Annotated in this window: 18 protein-coding genes and 1 tRNA gene; 11 read left to right on the top strand and 8 right to left on the bottom strand. The window is 69.9% G+C overall.

Features of this window, described 5'->3' with window-relative positions; genetic code table 11:
• Nucleotides 1–33: 33 nt before the first annotated feature.
• Genes AX708_RS12145 through AX708_RS12170 form a run of 6 tightly spaced genes read left to right on the top strand, consistent with a single transcriptional unit; the run spans nt 34 to nt 7,727 of the window.
• Complete coding sequence (locus AX708_RS12145; RefSeq protein WP_066524958.1) at nt 34–744, top strand: DUF4159 domain-containing protein; 711 nt, start codon at nt 34–36, stop codon at nt 742–744.
• Nucleotides 745–790: 46 nt separating this feature from the next.
• The gene (locus AX708_RS12150; protein ID WP_199797145.1) at nt 791–1,765 is read left to right on the top strand and encodes a MoxR family ATPase; all 975 of its coding nucleotides are present in this window, start codon (nt 791–793) and stop codon (nt 1,763–1,765) included.
• A gap of 3 nt (nt 1,766–1,768) precedes the next feature.
• Nucleotides 1,769–2,665 carry a DUF58 domain-containing protein gene (locus tag AX708_RS12155; RefSeq protein ID WP_066524963.1) on the top strand — a complete coding sequence of 299 codons (897 nt, stop codon included), beginning with the start codon at nt 1,769–1,771 and terminating at the stop codon, nt 2,663–2,665.
• Entirely contained in the window at nt 2,662–3,807 is a 1,146-nt protein-coding gene (locus tag AX708_RS12160; RefSeq protein WP_066524966.1) for a BatA domain-containing protein, read from the top strand. The genes AX708_RS12155 and AX708_RS12160 overlap by 4 nt, the downstream gene beginning before the upstream one ends.
• Entirely contained in the window at nt 3,804–5,924 is a 2,121-nt protein-coding gene (locus tag AX708_RS12165; RefSeq protein ID WP_066524969.1) for a DUF4175 family protein, read from the top strand. Before AX708_RS12160 ends, AX708_RS12165 begins: the two co-directional genes overlap by 4 nt.
• The gene (locus tag AX708_RS12170; protein ID WP_066524972.1) at nt 5,925–7,727 is read left to right on the top strand and encodes a hypothetical protein; all 1,803 of its coding nucleotides are present in this window, start codon (nt 5,925–5,927) and stop codon (nt 7,725–7,727) included. It begins immediately after the preceding gene.
• A 36-nt stretch (nt 7,728–7,763) separates the two neighbouring features.
• Here AX708_RS12170 and AX708_RS12175 read toward each other — a convergent pair whose 3' ends face one another.
• The 3 genes from AX708_RS12175 to AX708_RS12185 are packed head-to-tail and all read right to left on the bottom strand — an operon-like array spanning nt 7,764 to nt 11,742.
• A complete protein-coding gene (locus AX708_RS12175) occupies nt 7,764–9,353 on the bottom strand; it encodes a HAMP domain-containing sensor histidine kinase (RefSeq protein WP_066524974.1) in 1,590 nt (529 codons plus the stop codon).
• The gene (locus AX708_RS12180) at nt 9,350–10,075 is read right to left on the bottom strand and encodes a response regulator transcription factor (RefSeq protein ID WP_066524976.1); all 726 of its coding nucleotides are present in this window, start codon (nt 10,073–10,075) and stop codon (nt 9,350–9,352) included. Before AX708_RS12180 ends, AX708_RS12175 begins: the two co-directional genes overlap by 4 nt.
• 11 nt (nt 10,076–10,086) lie before the next feature.
• Complete coding sequence (locus tag AX708_RS12185) at nt 10,087–11,742, bottom strand: DUF4153 domain-containing protein (RefSeq protein WP_067490167.1); 1,656 nt, start codon at nt 11,740–11,742, stop codon at nt 10,087–10,089.
• A 315-nt stretch (nt 11,743–12,057) separates the two neighbouring features.
• On the opposite strand from AX708_RS12185, the gene AX708_RS12190 reads away from it, so the two are divergent.
• Genes AX708_RS12190 through AX708_RS12205 form a run of 4 tightly spaced genes read left to right on the top strand, consistent with a single transcriptional unit; the run spans nt 12,058 to nt 16,713 of the window.
• Nucleotides 12,058–13,488, top strand: coding sequence for an efflux transporter outer membrane subunit (locus AX708_RS12190; RefSeq protein WP_066524981.1), 1,431 nt, complete (start codon nt 12,058–12,060; stop codon nt 13,486–13,488).
• A complete protein-coding gene (locus tag AX708_RS12195) occupies nt 13,485–14,810 on the top strand; it encodes an efflux RND transporter periplasmic adaptor subunit (protein WP_197425821.1) in 1,326 nt (441 codons plus the stop codon). Before AX708_RS12190 ends, AX708_RS12195 begins: the two co-directional genes overlap by 4 nt.
• Complete coding sequence (locus AX708_RS12200) at nt 14,807–15,517, top strand: ABC transporter ATP-binding protein (RefSeq protein WP_066524983.1); 711 nt, start codon at nt 14,807–14,809, stop codon at nt 15,515–15,517. Before AX708_RS12195 ends, AX708_RS12200 begins: the two co-directional genes overlap by 4 nt.
• Entirely contained in the window at nt 15,517–16,713 is a 1,197-nt protein-coding gene (locus AX708_RS12205; RefSeq protein WP_066524986.1) for an ABC transporter permease, read from the top strand. Before AX708_RS12200 ends, AX708_RS12205 begins: the two co-directional genes overlap by 1 nt.
• A gap of 159 nt (nt 16,714–16,872) precedes the next feature.
• Here AX708_RS12205 and AX708_RS12210 read toward each other — a convergent pair.
• Nucleotides 16,873–16,949, bottom strand: a tRNA-Arg gene (locus AX708_RS12210).
• Nucleotides 16,950–17,010: 61 nt separating this feature from the next.
• On the opposite strand from AX708_RS12210, the gene AX708_RS12215 reads away from it, so the two are divergent.
• On the top strand, nt 17,011–17,901 hold the full coding sequence (locus AX708_RS12215; protein WP_082745375.1) for a queuosine precursor transporter: 891 nt from the start codon (nt 17,011–17,013) through the stop codon (nt 17,899–17,901).
• Between the two features lie 2 nt (nt 17,902–17,903).
• Here AX708_RS12215 and AX708_RS12220 read toward each other — a convergent pair whose 3' ends face one another.
• The 4 genes from AX708_RS12220 to AX708_RS12235 form a co-directional block, all read right to left on the bottom strand.
• Complete coding sequence (locus AX708_RS12220; protein WP_066524988.1) at nt 17,904–19,445, bottom strand: Ppx/GppA family phosphatase; 1,542 nt, start codon at nt 19,443–19,445, stop codon at nt 17,904–17,906.
• Nucleotides 19,442–21,598, bottom strand: coding sequence for an RNA degradosome polyphosphate kinase (locus AX708_RS12225; protein WP_066525066.1), 2,157 nt, complete (start codon nt 21,596–21,598; stop codon nt 19,442–19,444). The genes AX708_RS12220 and AX708_RS12225 overlap by 4 nt, the downstream gene beginning before the upstream one ends.
• A 223-nt stretch (nt 21,599–21,821) precedes the next feature.
• Entirely contained in the window at nt 21,822–22,835 is a 1,014-nt protein-coding gene (virB11, locus tag AX708_RS12230; protein WP_156443243.1) for a P-type DNA transfer ATPase VirB11, read from the bottom strand.
• A gap of 5 nt (nt 22,836–22,840) precedes the next feature.
• Complete coding sequence (locus tag AX708_RS12235) at nt 22,841–23,995, bottom strand: TrbI/VirB10 family protein (RefSeq protein ID WP_197425823.1); 1,155 nt, start codon at nt 23,993–23,995, stop codon at nt 22,841–22,843.
• Between the last annotated feature and the right edge of the window lie 10 nt (nt 23,996–24,005).

Below are 24,005 nucleotides of genomic sequence, written 5' to 3' on the forward strand. Positions count from 1 at the left end.
AAAACGGGCGCGGGATTTGTGAGCAGATCAGCCATGACCCGCGCCGGTTTTCTGCGCCTGCTGGCAGGCGGGCTCGCAGGCACGCTGCTCGCCCGCCCGCTGGCGAGCGCCGCGCAGCGTCCTGTGGGCGGCTATGATTTCTGGTTCACGCGGCTCAAGTACAATTCGGGCGACTGGGACGTCGACCAGCGCATGCCGGCGAACCTCATCACCTCGCTGATCGATTACACCACCCTGCGCGTCGACCCCAAAGAGCGCGTCGTCGCCCTTGCCGATCCGGCGATGCTTTCCGCGCCGTTCTGCTACCTTGCGGGGCACAAGGCGGTCGAATTCTCCGATGCCGAGCGCCGCAATTTCGAACGCTACGTCCGGAACGGCGGCTTCGTGTTCGTGGACGACTGCAACCACGATATCGACGGGCTCTTCGCCAAATCCTTTGAAGCGCAGATGGCGCGGATCTTCGGCGCGGAGGCGATGAAGAAGCTGCCCAACACCCATCCGCTCTATTCGAGCTTCTTCAAGTTCACCGGCCCGCCCGCGACCTCCTTCGAACTGAACGGATGGGGCGATGACCTCATTCACGATTACCTCAAGGGCATTACCATCAACGGCCGCCTCGGCTTGCTCTACAGCAACAAGGACTATGGCTGCGAGTGGGATTACGACTGGCGCAACAAGCGCTTCCTCGCCGAGGACAACACCCGTTTCGGGGTGAACATCGTCATGTATGCGCTGAGCAATTGAAGGGCTGGAACAGGTGGCAGATGAGGTTGCGGTGAATGCCGCCGGGATCGAACAGCGCATGGCGAGCCTCGCCGGGCTGAAGCGCGCGATCGCCACAGCGATCGTCGGGCAGAGCGATGTGGTGGAGCAATTGCTGATCGGGCTGCTCGCGGGCGGGCACTGCCTGCTGGAAGGCGTTCCCGGCCTCGGCAAGACGCTGCTGGTGCGCACGCTCGGCGAGGCGCTGGAGCTCGATTTCCGCCGCGTGCAGTTCACCCCCGACCTGATGCCGAGCGACATCCTCGGCACCGAGCTGCTGGAGGAGGATCACGGCACCGGCCACCGGAGCTTCCGGTTCCAGAAGGGCCCGGTGTTCACCAACCTGCTGCTGGCAGACGAAATGAACCGCACGCCGCCCAAGACCCAGGCCGCGCTGCTCGAGGCGATGCAGGAGAAGACCGTCAGCTATGGCGGCCAGACCTACCAGCTGCCCCGCCCCTTCTTCGTGCTGGCGACGCAGAACCCGCTCGAACAGGCGGGGACCTATCCGCTGCCGGAGGCGCAGCTCGACCGCTTCCTGCTGCTGGTTCGCGTCGGCTATCCGACCGCGGAGGAGGAGCGCGACATCCTCGCCATGACCACCGGCAAAGCGGGCGAGGCGGTGCCCTGCGTGATGCGGGCCGAAGACGTGCTGGCGCTGCAGCGCGACGTGCGCGAGGTTTACCTCTCCGAAGACCTGCTCGGCTGGATCACCACGCTTGTCCGCGCGACCCGGCCCGGCGATCCGGCAGCGCCCGCCGCGGTGGCCGACTACGTGCGCTGGGGTGCGGGTCCGCGCGCTGGCCAGGCGCTGGTCCTGTGCGCCAAGGCGCGGGCGCTGCTCCACGGCCGGTTCGCCGCCACGCGCGAGGATATCGCCGCCCTTGCCGCCCCGGTGCTGCGCCACCGCCTGCTGCTCTCCTTCGCTGCCGAGGCCGAGGGCAAGAGCGCGGACGATATCGTCGCCGCCCTGCTTGCGCACCTGCCGCCGCCCTCGGCCTGATCCATGGCGCCCCCGCCGCTCACCATCCCGCCCGAGGTGCGCAGCCGACTGAAGCGCCTGTCCCTGCGCACCCGGCGCGACATGGGTGACCGCGGCTTCGGCATGCACCAGAGCCGCAACAAAGGCGCCGGCATCGAATTCGCGCAATACCGCGCCTACGAGCCGGGGGATGAGCCGCGCCGCATCGACTGGAAGCTTTTCGCCCGCTCGGACAAGTTCTTCGTGCGCGAAGCGGAGGAGGAAAGCCCGATCGCGGTGTGGATCCTGCTCGATGCCAGCGCCTCGATGAGACAGACGGACCGGGCGCGGCCCGGTTGGTCGCGGATGGACGCGGCCAGGCTGCTCGCGCTGTGCACCGCGCAACTTGCGCTGATGCAGGGCGACCGCTTCGGGTGGATCGGACTGCGGGATGGCGGGCTGGTGGTCGCCGATCCGCACCGCGGCCGTGCGCAATTCGAGCGAATGCAGATCGCCCTTTCGCGGCTAGAGGCGGCGGGGAGTTTTCCCGACGCGGCCACCCTCGCGCCCCTCTGGGAACGCATCGGCGCGCGCGATCTGGTGCTGTTCCTGTCCGATTGCTTCGACGAGCGCGGCATCGCCATGATCGAACGCCTCGCCAAGGCGGGGCGCGAGGTGCTGGCGGTGCAGATGCTGACAGTGGAGGAGCGCGACTTCCACTTCGATGGCGGCTACCGCTTCATCGATCCCGAAAGCGGCGCGGACCTGATCGGCGACGGTGCGGCCTTGCGCGACACCTTCCTTTACCGTTTCGCCGCAGCACGGGCGATGTTGGCCGAACGGCTTGATGCGGCGGGCATCCGCCACACCGCCCACGTGCTCGACGAGCCGATCGACCGGCCGCTGCATGCCTTCTTCGGCCGTGGAGCGCTGCCGGCGTGACCCCCCTGCTGCTCGCCCCGTTCGGCCTTGCCGCGCTGGCAGCGCTGATCGTGCCACTGCTTGTCCACCTGCGCCGCCGGACCGAGGAGGTGCCGCTCGATTTCGCGGCGATGCGCTGGCTCGAGGCGCTACCCCGGCCCCGGCGCCGCATCCGGTTCGACGAGTTGCTGCTGCTCGCGCTGCGGCTGCTGCTGGTCGCGCTGTTGGCGCTGCTGCTTGCACAGCCGGCGGCGCTGGGGTGGGAGGACAAAAGCGCGCGCGTGCTGGTCGCGCCCGGGGTCGACGCCGCGGCGGCGCGCACGGCGGCGGGGACGGAAACGGAGGCGCATTGGATTGCGCCCGGCTTTCCCGCTCTAGCCAATGCACCACCCCAAGGCCCGGTCCTGCTCTCCAGCCTGATCCGCCAGTTCGATGCCGAGCTGCCGCAGGGCGCGCCGCTGACGATCCTCGTGCCGCCGGTGCTGGGCGGGGTCGATGCCGAGCGGCTCAAGCTCACCCGCAAGGTCACATGGCGAACCCTCGCCGCCGCACCCGGCGCGGCAGGTGCGCAGCCTGCCCCAGCCCCGGCCCTCGCGGTCCGCTACGCCGAGGGCCGGACCGCCGCGCCCTTGCGCTATTTCCGCGCCGCCGCTGCCGCTTGGGAAGCGACCGCAACCTTCACCGCCGAGGCGGGGGACACTCTCCCCCCGCGTGGATCGGTGCTGGTCTGGCTGCACCCCGGCCCCGTCCCTTCAAACGTGACCGATTGGGTCGAGGCCGGCGGCACCGCGCTGCTCGCAAGCACGGCGGAGATCGCGATGCCTGCCGCGAGCGGACCGCTGTGGGCGGATGCGGGCGGCAATACGCTGGTCGAGGGCGGACCGCTCGGCACGGGCCGGGTGATGCGCTTCACCCGTCCGCTCGAACCAGCGGTGATGCCCGATCTCCTCGATCCCGGCTTTCCGGCCGCCTTGCGCGATCTCGTCTCGCCCCTCGCCCCGCCGCCTGCGCGGGTCGTCGCAGCCGCCGCTTCGCCTGCGAGCGGCGCCGCGCCCTACCCCCTCCCCCCGCGCGAACTGTCGGCGTGGCTCGCTGTGCTGATCGCGCTCGTCTTCCTTGCCGAGCGGATGCTGGCGAGCCGCGCCCGGAGATTTGCAGCGTGAGCCTCGAACTCGGCCCCGACCCGTGGCTTGCCCCCGCGCGCCGCCGCGCCGCTGCGGAGGCAGTGCTGGTGTGGAGCCCGCTCGCATTCGTTATCGCCGCGCTCGGCGTGGCGCTTGCCGGGATCGTGGCGGGCGCAGGGCTGCTGATCCTCGGGGGAATCGCCATCGCCTTCGTCGCCACGCGCAGCGCCGCGCGGCGCGACACTGGCTGGCTGGTGCGCCGCCTCAACGCGCGCGAGGCAAGCCTCGAAGACAGCGCCGCGCTGGTGTTCTCGCCCGGCGAGCGCTCCCCGCTCGAACGGCTTCAGGCCGAACGCATCGCTGCGCGTGTCGCGGCGGTCGATCCCGCCGGACTCGCCGATGCCTGGCCCTGGCGCAGGATCGCGCTTGCGTGGGGCCTGGGCATCGCGGCGCTGGCAGGGGTTGCCGTGTGGCAGATGCACACCAGTGCCCCGCCCCCGCTCGCCCCTGTGGCGGGCAGCACTGCCGCAGCGCCGGGCGAGCCGCGCCTCACGGGGCAGCGCGTGCGGATCGTGCCGCCCGCCTATACCGGCCTTGCGCCCCGTTACGCCGAAGGCCTCGACATCCGCGCGCCGCAAGGCACGCGCATCGAATGGACCCTCGCCTTCGCGCCGGAGCCACAATCCGCAGGTCTGCAACTGGTCGGCGGTCAGCGCGTGGCGCTGACGCAGGGCGCGGAGGGCTGGACGGGGGCGCTGCGGCTTGATGTGCCCGCGCTCTACCGCGTCACCGCGCAAGGCATGCGCACCGCCCTCCCCGCCCACCGCCTCGAGCCCATTGCCGACGAGCCGCCGCAAGTGCGCGTGGTCGAGCCTGCCTCGGGCCTTGCCACCATGCAGCCCGGCCAGCGCAGCTGGCGCATCGTGTTCGAAGCGGCCGACGATTACGCGGTCGATACCCTTGCCCGCCTCACCGTCACCACCGCGATCGGCGAGGGCGAGAACGTGCGTTTCTCGGAGCGCAACATCACCGTCACCGGCACCGGCGATCCGCGCCGCCGCCGCTTCACCATCGATCTGCCGCTCGGCGGATACGGCCTCGTGCCGGGCAGCGATCTCGTCGCGCAGCTCACGGTCGCCGATACCCGCTCCCCCGGCCCGCAAGTGGTGCGCGGCCCCGGCGTGATCCTGCGCTTCCCCGCGCCCCGGCCAGCCGAGGCTGAAGGCCTCGACCTTATGGCCAAGCAGCAGATGCCCGCCTATTTCCGCAGCCAGCGGCAGGTGATCATCGACACCGAGGCGCTGATCCGCCAGCGCCGCAGCCTCAGCGCCGACGAATTCCTCGTCCGTTCCGACACCATCGGCGTCGACCAGCGGTTGCTGCGCCTGCGCTATGGCCAGTTCATGGGCATGGAGGCCGAGGAGACCCCCAAACCCCCGCTGCCCACAGCCGAAAAAGACGAGCACGGGGACGAACCCGAAGAGCCCGAACATTATGACGGTGACGGCCACGACCACGGCGAGGCGCCAGAAAGCCCGGTGTTCGGCGATCTCGGCAATGTGCTGGCCGAATACGGCCACACCCATGACGAGAGCGAGGCGGCGACCCTGCTCGATCCCGGCACCCGCAACCTGCTCAAGCTCGCGCTCGATGCGATGTGGGAGGCCGAGGTCAATCTGCGCAGCGGCAGGCCCGAGGCGGCGCTCCCGTTCGAGAACAAGGCGCTCGATTACATCAAGCGCATCCAGCAGGCGACGCGGATCTACCTGCCCAAGATCGGCTCGCAACAGCCGCCGATCGACATGGCCCGTCGTCTGACCGGCAAGCGCGTGGGGATCGTCGGTGGCCCTGCACGGCTGACCCCCTTCGTGATCGAGGATGCGGTACCGGCGACAGCATGGCGCGCTCTCGCCCAGCCCGGGGCAATCGACCTTGCCGGGCTTGAGGGCTGGGTGCGCGGCAACAGCGCCCGGATCGGCGATCCCCTCGCGGTGCTCGCCGCCATCGACGCGGTGCGCGGCCAGCCCGGCTCGCGCGCCTTGCGCGAGAAGCTGCGCGGGCAATTGTGGACCGTGCTCACCCGCCCGCCCGCGCAAGTCCGGCGCCGCGGCGATGGCGGCGCGCTGGGTCGCCGCTATGCCGAGGGGCTGCGCTGAATGATCGCGCCCGAAACGCTCGCCGCTGTGCTGATCGCCGTGGGCGCGCTGGCCGCGGCGGTGCGGATCGCGCTGCTGCGGCGCGGCTGGCTGGCGTGGCTGCTTGCGGGCCTTTCGCTGGCGAGCGGCGCGCTCCTCCATCTCGCCCTCTTCCCTCCCGCAATCCCGCTCGGCGGCGAGACGCTGCTGGTGGCCACCGCCGAGACGCCTGCGGGCACGCGCGCCGGGCCGAGCGAGCGGCTCGTCGCCCTGCCCGAAGCACCTGCTCTCGCCGGAGCCGAGCGGGTCCCCGATCTCGCCACTGCGCTGCGCCGCTACGCTCAGGTGCAGCGCCTGCGCATCGCCGGTCGCGGGCTGACAGCGCGCGATCGCAACCATGCCGCCGGCATCCCCGCCACCTTCACCTCGATGCCGCCCCCGCGCGGGTTGATCCGGCTCGATCCCCCCGCCGATACCACCGCAGGCGCCGTCTTCACGCTCGCGGGCGAAGTGGCGGGCATGGCGGGCGGCACGGCCGAACTCATCGATCCGGCCGGACAGCGGGTCGACAGCCGCGCGCTTGGCGACGCGGGGCAATTCACGCTCGGCGGCACCGCGCGCGCGCCGGGGCTGGCCACATTCACGCTCCGCCTGCGCGGGCGCGACAAGGCCATCGTCTCGGACACTCTCGTCCCGCTGCGTACGCTGGAGAACCGCCCGGTGCGCGCTCTGCTGATCGGCACCCCCTCGCCCGAGACCAAGTATCTGCGCCGCTGGGCGGAGGATTCAGGGATTGCGCTCAAGAGCCGCCTCGATGCCGGCGCGGGCGTCGATCTGGGGGGCGACGGGGTGCGGATCGATGCGGCAAGCCTTGCCGATAGCGACATCGTGATCATCGACGACCGGTCGCTCGCGGCGCTCGGCGGCGGCGGGCGGGCGGCTTTGGCGCGGGCGGTCGCAGGGGGGCTGGGCGTGGTGGTGGTGATGACCGGCCCCGCGACCGCCGGCACGCGCGAGACGTGGCGCGATCTGGGCTTTGCCAGCGAGGGCGGCGGCGAGATGGCACCGGTGGCGCTGGCCCCGCTCGCCCCGGACGCCGAGGCGCTCGCGGCACGGCGCGGCCCGCCGCTGCCCGATGCGGCGGAGGATCTCAACACGCTCGATGATCCCGCCCCCGAACTCGGGCGCTGGGCGCTTCGCACCGGGCCGGAGGTGGTGCCGGTCGTGACCGATGCCGAGGGCGCGCTCATCGCGGGCTGGCAGCAGCGCGGGGCCGGGCGCGTGGCGGTGTGGACGCTCGCGGGCAGCTTCGCGCTGGTGCTCGGCGGGCAGCAGGATCGTTACGCGCAGTGGTGGAGCGCGGCGCTGAGCGCAGTCGTGCGGCCCGACGCCGTGTTCCGCCCCGATGTTCCCGCGCTGGTGCGGGCCGGAGAGCGGGCCGCGATCTGCGGCATTGCCCCGGGCGCGCGGGTTGTCGTGCCCGACAAGGCCGAAATCGCGCTCGTCATCGACCCCGCGGCCGGACCGCGCGGATGCGCCGCCTACTGGCCGCTCGCACCCGGCGAGCACCGGATCGTGCAGACGGGCCGCGATGGCGAACAGATCTTCGCCTTCCCCGTCTTTCCCGAGGCTGCCTTCGCATCGCTGCGGGCCGCCGAAACCGGGCGGGAGACAATGCGCTGGGCCGCCGAGCAATCCGCGAGCGCCGCCCGCACTCTGCCGGAGCGACGCTCGCCCGCGTGGCCCTACTTCCTCGGGTGGCTGGCGGTCACCGGCGCGCTGTGGTTCGGGGAACGGCGCCTGCGCGCCTTGCCCGCGACCTGAGGGCGCTAAGCTGCCCCGGTGGCGGCCGCCGCGTCCTCACCCATGGCCGGCCATCGGCACCCTCAGGATGAAGCGCGCGCCGCCTCCACCCTCGGCATCGCTCTCGTCGAGCCGCAATTCGCCCCCGGCGGCCGCAGCCAGCGAAAGGACGATCGGCAGACCGAGCCCGCTGCCCCCGCTCGCGCGGCGGGTGGTGAAGAAGGGCTCGAACACCCGCGCCCGGTCACCCGGCGCGATGCCGGGGCCATCATCGGCGATGGTGATGTGCGCCATGCCTGTCACCGGCTCGGGCTTCGCGGCAAAGGTGATCCGCCGGGCTCCCGCCTGCCGCGCATTGTCGATCAGCGCCCCGACAATCGCCTCTAGCGCGGCTTCAGGCATCGCCAGCAGCGGCAGGCCGGGCGCGATATCGGCGTCGACCGCAAAGCCCGCCGCGCAGGCATCGGCCTGCCGCCGCAGGATATCGGCAAGATCGGCCCGCGCCGCCGGATCATTGGCGCCAAGGTCCGCCCGCGCCATCTCGAGCAGCCTTGCGGTCAGCATCGTCAGCCGCGCCGCATCGCCATCGGCATTGGCAAGAAACCGCCGCCGCTCGTCGGGGGCCATGGTCTCGCCGTGATCGGCGAGGATTTCGAGCGTCCCCCTGATCCCCGAAAGCGGGGTCTTGAACTCGTGGCTCACCGCATGGGCGAAATCGCGCAGGTAGCGCGAGCGCCGCTCGATCGCCTCGGCCATGCGGGCGAAATCGGCATAGAGCGCCTGGATCTCGGTCGCGGCGGTGCGCGGCGGTTCGGGGATGGTCTCCTGCCGCCCCGAAGCGAGCGCGCGGCTTGCCTGTGCCAGCGCCTCGACCGGCTGGACAATCCCGCGCGAGAGCACGCCCGAGAGCACCACCAGCACGCCCAGGATCGCGACAATCCCGAAGGCGATCTTGCCGCGATCGGCATAAAGCCCCTTGAACAGCGCCCGTGCGGAGCGCGACAGCAGCAGCACGCCGACGACCTTGCCGTTCACGATCACCGGGCGGGCATGATGCACCCTCAGCGCGGCGGCGCGGCTGAGCCATTCGAGATCGTAACCGGCCCGGTAATCGCCATTGCGGCGCAGCACGGTCGCAGGCCGCCCGGCGAGCGCGGCGCGCACTTCGGGCAGCGCGGCGAGGCTTTGCGCATTGCCTTGGGCGGCAACCAGACCCTGCCGGTCGAGCAGGACAATGGCCGAAAGCGTCACCTGCCGGGTGCGCGCCGCCACCGGCGCGAGCGTCCGGGCGGCGGCAAGCGCTTGCGGGTCGGGGACGGCCGGGACCTGTGCGGGCGCGGGCCGCTCGGGCAGGATCGGGGTGCTGCTGAGGTCGATGGTCGGCACCTCGGGCGCCAGATCGCGCGGGTCGGGCAGCGTGGCGGGCGGCGCTCCGGGCCAGCCTGCCGCCGCGGTTGCCGCCAGCGCCGCCCCTTGCGCGACCAGCTCGGCCTCGGTCTGGCGCACCAGCGTGTTCTCGTAGACGCGCAGGAACATCGCCGCGATCCCCGGCAGCGCGGCGACGGTGAACAGCGTCGCGAAGACGATGGTGCGCAAGCTCAGCCGCGGCCAGCGCGCCTTGAGCCATTCCTTGGCGGCGCGGATCATCCCGCTGCCGCGCTGCCGGACGAGCAGGGCCCGAGCGCGTAGCCGATCCCCGCACGGGTCTCGATCAACCCCGCCCCGCCGACTGCGGCGAATTTGGCGCGGATGTTGCGGATGTGGCTGTCGATGGTGCGGTCGGTGACGGCAAACCCGGGGCCGTGCAACCGGTCGATCAGCTCGTCGCGGCTGAACACCTTCCCCGGCCGGGCCGCAAGCGCGCGCAGCATGGCAAATTCGGTGACGGTGAGGACCACCTCGCGTCCGTCCCAATGCGCGCGCCAGCCTTCGGTATCGAGCATGAGGCAGCCGTGAGTGACACGCGCCCCCTGTGGCTCGGGCGGAGCCGCAGCGCCGGCACCTCCGCCCGCGCGGCGCAGGATCGCCTGCGTCCGCGCCACCACCTCGCGCGGGGAGAAAGGTTTGACGACATAGTCGTCTCCCCCCAACTCGATCCCCAGCACCCGGTCGATCTCGTCATCGCGCGAGGACAGGAACAGGATCGGCACACTGCTGGTCGCGCGTACCCGGCGACACACCTCGAGCCCGTCCATGCGCGGCATGTTGATGTCGAGGATGACGAGATCGGGCGGGCAGGCCGCGATCATCGCCACCGCCTCCTCGCCATCGGCGGCCTCGTGGCTGGCCAGCCCCGCCTTGCCGAGCGCGAAGACCAGCAGCTGGCGGATGTGGGGATCGTCGTCGACGACAAGGATGGTGTGGGGCATGCTCCGCAAGATCACCGGATTTCGCCTTTCGTCAATCCGCGACGATAGGGCGGCACAACCGGCAGGTCCGGTTCGCCGGACACAGGCGCGGGGGGCGCGGCGGGCTGGTCCGCGACGGGCGCGGTCTCGGCAGCCTCGGGCGCCTCGACAGGAGGCGGCGGAGGCGGCGGCGGGAGAATGTCGCCGCCGCAATCGCGGCCGTAGGGGGCGGCCACGGCCACGCGGGTGTCGCCCGCCAGCATCGCCTCGGCCCGAGCGAGCCGCCACGCGCCGCGCAAGGTCCAGGCCTGCCAGTCGGCCTGCCGCGCGGCGAGCTCGGCATAGGCCTTGCCGCTGATATAGACGGCCCGCTCCTGCCGCTCGGCCCCGATCGGGGCATCGCGCAGCTCGATCAGCGGGATCAGCGCGGCGCTGTCCAGCCGTTCGAGATAGCACAGGTCGAGCGCGACCAGCTCGCTCGGGTGATCGACATTCCAGCGCGCCGCGACCGCGCCGAAATCGACGATGCTCGCCCCGGTCAGCGCGATGCCCGCGGTCAGGGCATTGGCGTTGATCAGCCAGGCCGCGCTCCTGTTGGTGGCGAAGCGCCAGCCGATCAGCATCAGCCCGCAGGCGACCAGCACCATCCACACCAGTGCGGCGATGCGCAGTTCGGTGAGCGAGTAGGCCGCGATGTAGTCGGCAAGGCGCAGCATGCTCGAGGCGACCAGCAGGATGTTCTGCGCGACCCAGACCAAGACCAGCCGGCGCACCCAATCGTGGCGCGCGAGGGCCGTGCCGGGGCGCAGGACGGCAAGGACGAAGAGGCCCGCCAGCAGCGCGGTGGCGATCAGGGTGTAGGCGCCGCGGTGCGCGTAATCGGCCAGGGTGATGTCCCCCGGCAAGGGCGCGCCGCTCCACAGGAAGGCGATATCGAGCCCGTTCTCCAGCGCGAAGACTGCGTTGAAGATGCCGAGCGTGATGAGCGCGGAGGTGACCGGCGGGTCGGGCAGGCGCGGCAGGATGCCCCAGGTCCCGCCCGCGATCCGCAGCGCGCGCGGGCGCAGGGTCGGCCAGACGAAGCCGAGGATCACGGTCCACAGTATCGCGTGCAGGATCAGCGTGCCGGTATCGGGCAGCCGGACCGCATCCAGCGCTTGCCCGAGCACCGGGTTGGCGCTGGCGAACAGGGAGAGGAACACCGCCCCGCCCGATAGCGGCAGGACAAGGTTCATCACCAGCGCCCGCGCGCTCGAGGATCCGCTGCGTCCGGGCAGGCGGAGCATGCGCCAAAGGTCGCCGGGCGGGCCGAAGGGTGCGCGAAGGCCCAGGAAGCCGAGCCGCACGCCCCACAGAATGGCATTGTCGAACACGTGGCGCACCAGCAGCGCGGCGCTGCCGATCGCGGCGAGGAACAGCATCGCGGCAAGCAGCGAGGGCTCGAGGACCAGCATCAGCACGTAGAGCGCGGCGCAGCCAAGCGCGATCCATGCCCCGCGGGCGCGGAGCACGGCGGGGCGGGCGAGGATCAGCGCTGCGAGCCAGACGAGGGCGAAGCCGCCGATCACCGATCCGCCCCCGTAGCCGTAGAGCAGCAGGTCGCCCACCGTTATGACGGCGGCGGCTGCAGCGGGTTTTGCAAGGAAGCGGAAGCGCGAGAAGGCAGGCGGGGCAATGGCATGGGGCATGTTCATTCTCCGGTTGTCGCCGGAGGATTTGCCGCCTGACGGTGCGCAGAAGATGGTGCCCGGCTTGTGCTGCCCGCATGATTTTCGTGCAGAACTTGTGCAGACGGGCTGCCAAACCCCTCTGTTTCATCGACAACAACCGCAATACAGTCGACGAAGGCGCGTTGTGTGCGGTCGCATCGCGCTGTAGCAACTTATGGTGTTCCGGGGACTTGGCACCGTCGGGGTCAAAGACCGCGCAAGTCGGTCGGGGCAGAAAAGGGGTTGCACTTGCAGCGTGACAATCATCGCAACGCGGCTGCTGAGCCGCATGCAATGACGGCGGCATGGCGCGCGGCATGGTGTCTCGCTATCGCCGCGCCCGCGCTGTCCGGCTGTGCGCTCTCGCGCGAGGATCCGCCCGCCATGGCAAGCGCCCAGCCTCTTCCCGAGCGATGGGTGCTCGCGCCTCCGGGCGAGACCGCGGTGCCGCTCGATCGCTACTGGACGATGCTTGACGATCCGCTGGTGAGCGAATTCGTCGCCAGGGCGCAGGCCGAGAACCTCGATCTCGCGCAGGCCGCCGCCCGCCTCCGGGCAGCGCGGGCGGGGCTGCGGCAGGCCGAGGCCGAGTTCCTGCCGACCATTTCGGGCAGCGGCGGCGCGCAGCGCGATGTCGGCGATCTGGCGCGCAATGGCGTGCAATTCTCGCTCGGCGCCAATGCGCAATGGGAGGCGGACCTGTTCGGCCGGATCGACGCCTCGCGCGATGCCGCGCGCGGCGATCTTCAGGCTGCGGGCTATTCGCTCGGCGATCTCGAGCGGGTGATTGCGGCGCAGGTTGCGACGCAAGTGATAAGCGCCCGCGCGATCGCCGGGCAGCTTGCCATCGCCCGCGAGACGCTCGCCGTTCAGGACGACAACCTCCAGATCGCCCGCTGGCGCAATCAGGCGGGGCTGGTCTCCAGCCTCGATGTCGAGCAGGCGCGCACCCAGCGGGCGCAGACCGCGGCCTCGATCCCGCTGCTCGAAAGCAACCTCGTCGCGGTCGCCAATGCGATTTCGACGCTGATCGGCGAGCCGCCGGGGCGGGTCTACCGTGCCTTCACCGAGGCCCCGCGCGCCGTGCCGGTGCCGCCGCAGCGTGTAGCGCTTGCCGCGCCGGCCGACCTGCTGCGTCGCCGCCCTGATGTGAGCGCCGCCGAAGCGCGGCTTGCGGCCAGTCTCGACCGCATCGGCGTCGCGCGTGCGCAGCTCTATCCGCTGGCGCGCCTCAGCGGCACGCTCAACACCGGCGCGAGCGATGTTGGCAACCTGTTCGACATCGTCACCGGCAATGTCTTTGCCAGCCTATCGCAGCTGATCTTCGACGGCGGGCGGGTGCGCGGGCAGATCGACGCCGCGCGCGCCAATGCCGACGGCTCGCTCGCGGCGTGGCGGCAGAGCATCCTTGCCGCGCTCGAGGAAGTCGAGAGCGCCGCGGTCGATCTCGATACCAGCGACGCCCGCGTCATCGCGCTGACCGAAGCGAGCGAGGGCGCGCAAAACGCCGCGATCCTCGCCCGCAGCCAGTATCAGGCGGGGCTGATCGATTTCCAGACCCTGCTCGTGACCGAAAGCCAGCTGCTCTCCGCCCGCAACGCACTGGTCAGCGCGCAAGGCGCGCGCGCGCAGGCCTTCATCGCGCTTGCCCGCGCCATGGGCGGCGGGTGGAGCGTGCCCGATGCCGCGGCCATCAATCCAGTTTCAGGGGAGCCCGAAGCGTGATCGATCTGACGAAACCGGCGGCAGATAGCCCCGGGGTGGACGAATTCCTCGGCACCAAGCCCGTCCCGCGCTGGCGGCGCTGGATGAAGTTCTGGCTGCCGGCGCTGATCCTGATCGCGCTGGCGTTGCTCATCGCCCGCTGCACGGCCGAGGCGCCCGGGCCCGACTACATCACCGAGCCTGTCACCCAGGCCTCGCTCGCGCTGTCGGTGACGGCCACCGGCAACCTGCGCCCGACCAACCAGGTCGAGGTCGGCGCGGAAGTCACCGGTCCGCTCGATCAGGTGCTGGTCGACGTCAACGACCGGGTCACCAAGGGGCAGGTGATCGCAGTGATCAACACCGAGATCATCGACCAGCAGATCGCCCAGTCGCGCGCCAATGTGGGCGCGGCGCGCGCGGCATTGGGCCAGGCGCAGGCAACCTTCGATATCGACACCATCCAGCTGAAGCGGCTGGAGGAAGTGCGGCGCCTGTCGGGCGGGCGCGTGCCTTCGCAGATCGAGCTCGAACAGGCCGAGGCCGCCGTACAGCGCGACCGCGCGACACTGGCTTCCGCGCGCGCCAATATCCAGGCCGCCGAAGCCTCGCTCAAGGCCAACCTCACCACCCGCAGCCGCGCCGTGATCCGCGCGCCGGTGACCGGCGTGGTGCTCGCCCGCCGGGTCGAGCCGGGCCAGACCGTGGTCGCCAGCTTCAACACCGTCACCCTGTTCGTGATCGCCGAGGACCTGTCGGAGATGCAGCTGCGCGTCGCCATCGACGAAGCCGACGTCGGTCAGGTCAAGCCGGGCCAGAGTGCGACCTTCACGGTCGATGCCTACCCCGGCAAGCGTTTCCCGGCGACGCTCCAGCGGGTCGATCTGGCCTCGAAGAGCACGGTCGAAGGCTCCGCCGGCGGCAGCAGCGGCGCGGCGGCCTCGGCTTCGGGCAATTCGGTGGTGAGCTACGAAGCGCGGCTCGATGTCCGCAACCCCGAAGGCCTGCTGCGCCCGGGCATGACCGCGACCGCGACCATCGAGACCCAGAACACCGGCACCGCCTTGCTGGTCCCCAACGCCGCGCTGCGCTTCCGCCCCGACACCAAGCAGGAGGAAGGCGGCGGGGTGTTCCAGCCGCAGATCGGGCTCGAGGACGGCAAGCAGCAGGCGACCATCGGCGAAGGAAGCCGCCAGCAGGTGCAGGTGCTCCAGGCCGACGGCACGCTGAAGGCGATCGAAGTCATCACCGGGCGCAGCGACGGGCGGCTGACCGTGGTCCGGGGCAAGGACCTGAAGCCCGGCATGAAGGTCGTCACCGGCGTCAAGGCGGCCGGCAAGTGACAGGCGAACCGCTGATCGAGCTGAAGGGGATCACCAAGACCTTCGGCACCGGAGCGGCGGCGTTTCAGGCGCTGAAGGGCGTCGATCTCACCATCATGCGCGGCGAGTTCGTGGCGGTGATGGGGCCTTCTGGCTCGGGCAAGTCGACGACGATGAACATCCTCGGCTGTCTCGACGTGCCCACCGGGGGTGTGTTCCGGTTCAGGGGCGTGGAGGTGCAGAGATTGGACCGCGACCAGCGTAGCCTGCTCCGGCGGCGCTATCTCGGCTTCGTATTTCAGGGCTTCAACCTGCTCGCGCGCACCACCGCGCTCGAGAATGTCGAACTGCCGCTGCTCTACCGCGGCGAGAAGAAATCCGTGCGGCGCGCAGCGGCAATGCGCGCGCTCGATCAGGTGGGGCTCGTGCCCTGGGCCGACCATACGCCGGCCGAGCTTTCGGGCGGCCAGCAGCAGCGCGTCGCGATCGCCCGCGCGCTGGTGACGCAGCCCGACGTGCTGCTCGCGGACGAGCCGACCGGCAACCTCGACAGCGAGCGCTCGGTCGAGATCATGCAGCTGCTCCAGCGGCTGAACGGCGAAGGCATCACCATCCTGATGGTCACCCACGAGGAGGACATGGCCGCCTATGCCGGCACCATCGTCCGCTTCCGTGACGGGCTGGTCGAGCGGATCGAGCGCGGCGCGCTGGCCGAGGCGGGCGCCTGATGCTCGGTACCTCGATCCTGCTCGCGCTGCGCGAAATCCGGCGGCACATCCTGCGCTCGATCCTGACGACGCTCGGGATCATCATCGGGGTCGCGGCGGTGGTGACGATGGTGACGCTCGGCAACGGGGTCACGGCCTCGGTGCAGAACGAGATCTCCTCGCTCGGCGCGAGCAATTTCATCGTCTTCCCGGTGCGCACCGACCGCGGCACCATCCGCCCGTTCGACGACGCCGATGTGCGCGCTGTCGGCCAGCAGATCGCCGGAGTCGAGATCGCGGCGGGGCAGGTCAATGCCAATGCCACCGCCTTTTACAACGGGCAGGATTGGGACACCCGGGTGCAGGGGGTGAGCAACGATCTGCTCGCAGCGCAATCGGTCAAGGTCGACGAAGGCCGCCTGTTCACGCGCGACGAGGAGGAATCGGGCAAGAACGTCTGTCTGCTCGGACTGAAGGTGCGCGAGGCGATCTTCCCGCCCTCCGGCAGTCCGATCGGTGCGCGGATGCGGATCGGCGATGTCTCGTGCGAGGTGATCGGGATGGTTGCCGAGCGCGGCCAGGGCGGCAATGGCGCGGATGACGACGATGCGGTTTACCTGCCGATAAAGAACGTCCAGCGCCGGTTCCGCGGCAACGAGAACCTCGATTTCTTCGTGGTCAAATACGATCCGTCCTATTCGGCCAAGACGGTGCAGGATGCACTGGTCGGCCTGCTGCGCGAACGGCGGCTGTTGCAGGACGGGGCGCCCAATGATTTCAACGTGATTGACACCGCGCAGGTCAACCAGGCGCTCGGCGCTGCAACCGGCGCGCTGACCGCGATGGTGGCGGTGATCGCCTCGATCAGCCTGCTCGTCGGCGGAATCGGGATCATGAACATCATGCTCGTTTCGGTCACCGAACGCACCCGCGAGATCGGCATCCGCCTCGCCATCGGTGCGCTCGCGCGCGAGGTGCGGCTGCAATTCCTGACCGAAGCGGTGGTGCTGTGCGCGCTGGGCGGGCTCGTGGGGATTGCGCTGGGCTTCGTCGCCTCGATCGGGCTGGCATCAGCCATCGACGTGCCTTTCGCCTTCGATCCGGCGATCAACATCCTTAGCTTCCTGTTCGCCGCCGGGATGGGGGTGGTGTTCGGCTACTACCCCGCCAGCCGCGCCTCGAAGCTCGATCCGATTGACGCGCTGCGGCACGAATAGCGCCCGGCCGCCGCTTCGGCAGCGTTGGCGCGCCCGGCAGGACTGTCCGCGTCGCTTGCGCGCCGCGTTCATCTGCGCAGCCTGCGGCTGCTCCGATTCCGAACAAGGCTCGGGCCTTGAGAGCCCGCCAAATCCCCCGCCCCGAAGGGACGGAAGATTTGGCGCGCCCGGCAGGACTCGAACCTGCTGCCTCAAGATTAGAAGTCTCGCGCTCTATCCAGATGAGCTACGGGCGCGCGCCGGATGGGGCATTAGCGCGCTTTGCGCGCCAAGGGAATCGCGCTAACCGTCCGGGCGATGGAAAACACCGCTTCAGCCGCCCAATCCGCCGATCCCGCCGCCGCCTTCGACCGCGATCCGACCGACGGGATCGTTGCGACCAGCCGCGCGCCGGTGACCTTCCGCTTCTATGATCTGGTGATGGCAGGCTTCGTCACCATCCTGCTGCTCTCCAACATCATCGGCGCGGCGAAGCTCACCTATGTCGACGTGCCGTTCTGGCCCGAGGGCCTGTGGCCCGCCCCTGATGGCACCTTCATCTATGGCGCGGGCATTCTGTTCTTCCCGCTCGGCTACGTGATCGGCGACGTGCTGACCGAGATCTACGGCTTTGCCAAGGCGCGCCGGGTGATCTGGGTGGGGACGGCGGCGATGATCTTCCTCGCCTTCATGTCCTACGTCGTCACCGCCCTGCCCCCGTTCGGCGGGTGGGAATGCGCGGCGAGCGGCTTTGGCGGGGAGCGTCCGCCCACTACCACGGCCGACCCCGCGGTGCCGGGCGGGGCGATCTGCCAGATGACCTACGAAAGCGTCTTCGGCAGCACCTGGCGCATCGTCCTCGCCTCGATCACCGCTTTCTGGGCGGGCGAGTTCGTCAACTCCTTCGTGCTTGCCAAGATGAAGGTCTGGACCAAGGGCCGCGCCCTGTGGACCCGCACCATCGGCTCGACCTTTGTCGGCCAGGCGGTCGACAGCCTGATCTTCTACCCCGTCGCCTTCCTCGGCATCTGGACGACCGAGGCGGTCATCACCGTGATGATCACCAACTGGGCACTGAAGGTGGCGTGGGAGGCGGTGCTGACGCCGGTCACCTATGTGGTGGTGAACCGGCTGAAGCAGGCCGAGGGTGTCGACCTGTTCGACATCGACACCGACTTCTCGCCCTTCGGGAGCGAGAAGCCAGCGTAAACCTACATCACGATCTCGTCGACAATATCGACCCGCCAGCCGAGGCCCAACCGGCCGGCGAGCAGCTTCATGTCCTTCTCGGTCGGCGCGCCGAACAGCGCGGCGTGGCTGGCGGCGAGTTCGAGCACCAGCATGCTCTCCTCCACCCGCAGGCGGCTGACCTCGAGCGAGCGAGCGCTCTGCGCCCCGAGCCTTCGCGCGAGCCGCAAGGCAAGGCCCCAGCGCACCGCCTCCTCGAGCGCCTCTTCGCTGGCGAGCGCGCGCACTTCGCTCGGGAAGGACAGCTGGTTGCCATTGGCCGCCACCGCCGCGGCGAGCATTGCGCGACCCTTCCCGTCGACGCCGATCCAGCGCTTGTGCAGCGCCCAGTTGATCGCCTGCGGCAGGCGGATGTTCGGTTCGATCTGCATCGAGGCAAGCGCGAGCATGGTCGCCGCCAGCCGCAGCCGCTCCGAGCCGTGGCCCCGCGCAGGGGCGGCGTCGAGGGTCCAGGCCGCCATCCGCGTCGCCAGCTGGGGCTGCGTGCCGCGCTGGCCGGCGAAGGCCGCAACCCCTGCGAGCAGCGGGTCGGCTGCGCGGGTGGCTTCCGGCAGGCGATCGTAGAGCAGCCCCTCGCGCAGGCCCCACGAGGAGAACACCACGCGCTCCGGCGCCAGCCGGGCAAGCAGCGCCTGGAGCAGCACCGCGGCGTCGGGGAGCTTTTCGGCACGCATCGTCGAGATGCGTTCGCGGGTCTTGAGCGCGTCGCTCTCGCTCGCCGCCAGCGCCGTGGCCAATTCCTGCGCGCCCGCTGCGTCGAGCTCGAAGCCGTGCGGATCGCTCAGCGGCCAGCCCTTCGCGGCCATCGCATAGACCGCCATCGCCCGCCACGTGCCGCCCACTAGGTAGAGCGCGCCATTCTCGGCCGCGGGATTGGCGGCAAGGTCCCACCCGCCCTTGCGGATCGCCTTGTCGAGCGACTTCTTCATCTCGGCACTGGCCGTCTTGGGGTTCTTGCCGCGATGTTCGGGCAGGCGCAGCGTGCCCAGCGGAAGCGAACTCGCGCCCTCGCAGGCCCCGCCCGCGACGCGCACCAGCTCGAGGCTGCCGCCACCCAAGTCGGCGACGATCCCGTGCGCATCGGGGAAGGCCCCGATCACGCCGTGAGCGCTGAGCAGTGCCTCTTCCTCGCCCGATATCACCCGCGGCTTCAAACCGATCGCGCGCAGCTCGGCCACGAATTCCGGGCCGTTGGCCGCATCGCGCACCGCCGCGGTGGCGACGGTCTCGATGTCCTTGATGCCCAGATCGGCGAGCAGCAGCGCGAACCGCCTGAGCCCCCGCATCGCCAGCGCCATCGCCTCGTCGGCCAGCCTGCCAGTGGCGGCAATCTCGCGCCCGAGCTTGGCGGTGACCTTCTCGTTCAGCAGCACCGTCGGCGCGCGCATCGTGCCGCCATAGACGACAAGGCGCACCGTGTTCGAACCGATGTCGATGATCGCACGCTCCGCCCCCGCACCGCCGAGCGAGCCGTTGCGGTCTGCCCGCCGCTTGCCCCAGATCATGCCACAGCGCCCCGTCGCAGCGAAAGCTTGGGCACCGCGCCCGCCTCCAGCGCCCCGCCGCGCCCGGACAGCGAGGGGTTGGTCATGAAATAGCGGTGGCAATTGAAGGGCTTCACGCCTTCCTCGGTCTCGACCCGCGAATAGCTGCCGTCGGAATGCAGCCACCAGCTCTGCTCGCTGTCGAGCATGTTGGCGAGCAGCACCTGCTGCAGCACCTGATCATGCACCGTGCGGTTCAAGATGGGGATCAGCGTCTCCACCCGGCGGTCGAGATTGCGGCTCATCATGTCGGCAGACGCGATGAACACCGCGGCATGGGCGCTCGGCATCGGGTGGCCATTGGCGAAGGCGTAGATGCGGCTGTGTTCGAGGAAGCGGCCGATCACCGATTTGACGCGGATATTCTCGGACAGGCCGACGAGTCCGGGCCGCAAGCAGCAGATCCCGCGCACCACCAGTTCGACCTGCACCCCGGCATTGCTGGCGGCATAGAGCCGTTCGATCATGCCTTCATCGGTCAGCTGGTTGCACTTCATCCAGATCGCCGCAGGCTTGCCCTTCTGAGCATTGGCGATCTCGGTATCGATGCGTTCGTAGATTTCCTGACGCAGATCGATCGGGGCGATGTGCAGCCGTTCCAATGCGTGGGGCTCGACGTAGCCGGTGACGAAGTTGAACATCTTGGCCGCGTCGCGCCCCAGCTTGGGGTCGGCGGTGAAGAAGCTCAAATCGGTGTAGATCTTGGCGGTGACCGGGTGATAGTTGCCGGTGCCGAAGTGGCAATAGGTGCGAAAGCCCTCGCCCTCGCGCCGCACCACCATCGCGACCTTGGCGTGGGTCTTCCAGTCGGTGAAGCCGTAGATCACCTGCACCCCTGCGCGCTCGAGCGCGCTCGCCCATTTGAGGTTCTGCTCCTCGTCGAAACGGGCCTTCAGCTCGACCACCGCGGTGACCGACTTGCCCGCCTCGGCCGCCTCGATCAGCGCGCCGATCACCGCCGACTGGCTGCCGGCGCGGTAGAGCGTCTGCTTGATCGCCACCACATCGGGATCGGCTGCGGCCTGACGGATGAAATCGACCACCACCTCGAAGCTTTCGTAGGGGTGGTGGATGACGATGTCCTTTTCGCGGATCGCCGAGAAGGCATCGCCGTCATGCTCGCGGATCCGCTCGGGAAAGCGCGGGGAGTAAGCGTCGAACTTCAAGTCGGGCCGGTCTTCGCGGACGATCTCGGCGAGGCCGTCGATCCCGATCATGCCGTCGGTCTTGATCAGCGCGGCCTCGTTGATGCCGAGCTGGTCGAGCAGCAGGCTTTCGGCCGCCGGATCGAAATCCTCGTCGATCTCGAGCTGGATCACCTGACCGCGGCGGCGGCGCTGGATCGCGCTGCGGAAGGTGCGCACGAGGTCTTCGGCCTCTTCGGCGATTTCGATATCGCTGTCGCGCAGCACCCGGAACAGCCCGTCGCCCTCGATCGAGAAGCCGGGGAAAAGCTCGCCAGCATAGCGCTGGATCAGCCGCGCGATCGAGATGTAGAGCGCCCCACCCTGCCCCGATCCGGCACTTGTCACCGCATCGGGCACGCGCACGAAACGCGGCAGCGCGCTGGGGATCAGCACCATCTCGATCAGCTGCTCGGCCGTCGCCTCGCGCTTCAGCGTGAACAGCAGGCCGAGCCCTTCGTTCTGGACGAAGGGAAAGGGGTGCGCGGGGTCCAGCGCCTGCGGCGTGATGATCGGCAGGATCTCGTTGAGGAAGTAGCTTTTGAGCCACTTGTGGACCTCGGGGCTGACCCGTTCCTCGTCGGCGACGTGGATGTCCGCTGCCGCAAGGCCCGTGCGCAGGCTGCGCCAGATCGCCTGCTGGCGCTGCGACAGGATGGCGAGCGTATCGCGGATCGCGGCGAGCTGTTGCGAGGGGCTGCGTCCGTCGATCGAGGGCGCATCGAACCCGCGCTGCACCTGACCCACAAGGCCCGCCACGCGGATCATCATGAACTCGTCAAGATTGCTGCCCGAGATCGACAGGAACCGCAGGCGTTCGAGCAGCGGGTAGGCCTCGTTGCAGGCCTCGGCCAGCACGCGCTGGTTGAACTGGAGCCATGAAAGCTCGCGGTTGAAGAAAGGGGATTCGTCCGGACCGAGGGTCGCCATCTGGGTGGTGCCCGCCGCGCTGGTGGCAGCGGGTTCTGTGCCGGTCGGTGACGTGCTCATCGCTTCCCTGTCCCGCCCGCCCCCGCGCCTTTGCGGGTCAGGCCTTGTCTTGCGCGCCATGATGCGCCGGGCGCGCATGTGTTCGCAAGCGGCTTACGTGTAAATGCGAAGGACGCGCTTGTCACATATTCGTCAAACGCGGAACGGCCCGCCAAACCGCAGATCAGACAAGCGATCTACTATCCGCAATCGAAGTGATCCCGCGCTTCCCGTTGGCGTCGCGGCCGAGTTGCACGATCACGTCGATCACGCTTGCGGCATAGGCGATGGTGTCGCTGCGGGTGAGGCCGATGCCGGTCTGCATGACCATCAGCGACAACTGCTCCAGCGCGCCGCGTAGGGAATTGGCGTGGATGGTCGAGAAGCTACCCGGGTGCCCTGTGTTGATCGCGCGCAGGAAGCTGACGCTCTCCGCGCCGCGCAGCTCGCCCAGCACGATGCGGTCGGGGCGCAGGCGGAGCGCTGCCTGGAGCAGCTCGTTGGCGGTGACCTTGGCCTCGCCCAGCTCGCCTTTCACGGCGACAAGTCCGACCGCGTTCTCGCCGGGAAAACGCAATTCGGGGGTATCTTCCACCAGCACCACGCGCTCTTCCGGCGGGATCTCGCCGAGCATGGCGTTGAGGAAAGTGGTCTTGCCGGTCGAGGTGCCGCCCGAGATCAGGATCGTGCGCCGCGCGCGGATCGCGGCGCGCAGATAGGCGATCGGCTGGGTCTGCGGATCGGGCAGGTCGAACTGCATCTCGCCCACCAGCGGCCCGGTGTCATAGGCATCCAATGGCAGATCGAGCCGGCGGTGGCGGCGGATCGCCATCACCCAGTGCTTGCGGCTCGCCGGAGGCCCGCAGAACTGGACACGCGCGCCATCGGGCAGGGTTGCGCCCAGCAAGGGATGCTCGCGGTTGATCCCCTGATGGCTCACCCGCGCGACCTGTTCGGCAAGGCGCTGGACCAGCCGGTCGTCAATCTCGGGCGTGTCGATGCGCTGCATGCCAGGGCTGGCGGCGTCCTCGATCCACACCTCGCCCGGGCGGTTGACCATGATCTCGGTCACGGTGTCACGTTCGAGCCAGCGGCGGAAAGGCGCGAGATAGGCGTCGAGATAGACCGACCGCTCGGCGGAGAGCGGCGTGCTTGCCGCGCCCTCGCCTGTCTCCAGCCGATGCACGTCCGCGCTCATGCCTGTCAGCCGCCGACCGCGGTGAAATCGAGATCGCGCGCGGTGTAGACGCGGATCGGCTCGCCCGCGCGCACGCGGATCGTGGGGCTGATCTGGCCTTGCGATTGCACCGCCGAGTTGGCTGCGTTCTGCGCGCTGCCCGCCAGGATCGCGCCGCCGATCCCGCCGGTCGCCACCGCGCCGAGGCCGCCGACCACCGAAAGCAGCAGGCCCGAGCCGAAGCGCTTGAAGAAGTGGCTGTTGACGTCGCCCTCGATGCCCGTCGCCCCGTCGAAGCCGACTGCGGGCGAGGCGAGGTTGACCGAGACGCCGTCGGGCCGGATCAGGCGGGTCCAGATCACGTAGGCGCGGCGCTGGCCCTGCTCTACCCCTGCGCGGTACTGGCCGATCAGGCGGGTCGAGCGCGGGACGAGCACGCGCTTGCCGTCGAAGCTGCGCACGTCCTGGTTGACCACCGCGCGGACATAGCCGGGCACGTCGGTGTTGATCGCGGTCTCGAGGATCGCCGGGATCAGCGTGCCCTCGGTCACGGTGGTCGACGGGTTGGTCATGGCGCGCGCCTGGGCCGGCCCGCCGCCCACGCCGCCGATGCTGCTGGCGAAGCCCGCCGCACCGCCCGTGGCGCCCACACCTGCCGGGGCCGGCGTGCCCGGGGCGGGCGCGGAGGGCGCCTCGCCAAGGCGCAAGCCCCGTGCGGAGCTGCCGTCGAAGGCGAGCATCGGGCTGCCATAGGGATTGGCGGCAGGCACGCTCGCCGCGCCGGGATTGCCGGCAAAAACCGGCATCGGCGCAGGATCGCCCTGCGGCATGACCGGCACAGGGGCCGGCTGCATCTGCGCGGGATCGCCCATCGGCTGCGCGGGCTGCATCACCGGCACGGGCGTGGCCGGTGCGACGGCGGGATTGCCGATCCCCTGCGGCTCGGCCGTGCGCGCGGCGTTCATTGCCCAGAAGGTCACCGCGCCGAGCAGGCCGACCACGGCCACGCCGGCCGCGAGCCCGACTCCGTCACCCTTGGCCTTGCGGTCGGTGACCGCGGGGAAGGCCGCGCGGCTGGCAAGATCGATGATCTCGGCAGATTCGCGGGTGCGCGGATCGACACCGTCCTCGTTGCCTTCTCCTGAGCCTTTCTTGGACGGCAAACGCATGGCCAGACGCATCAGATGCTCT

This window comes from Erythrobacter sp. CCH5-A1 (assembly GCF_001557115.1).
GTDB lineage: Bacteria > Pseudomonadota > Alphaproteobacteria > Sphingomonadales > Sphingomonadaceae > Erythrobacter.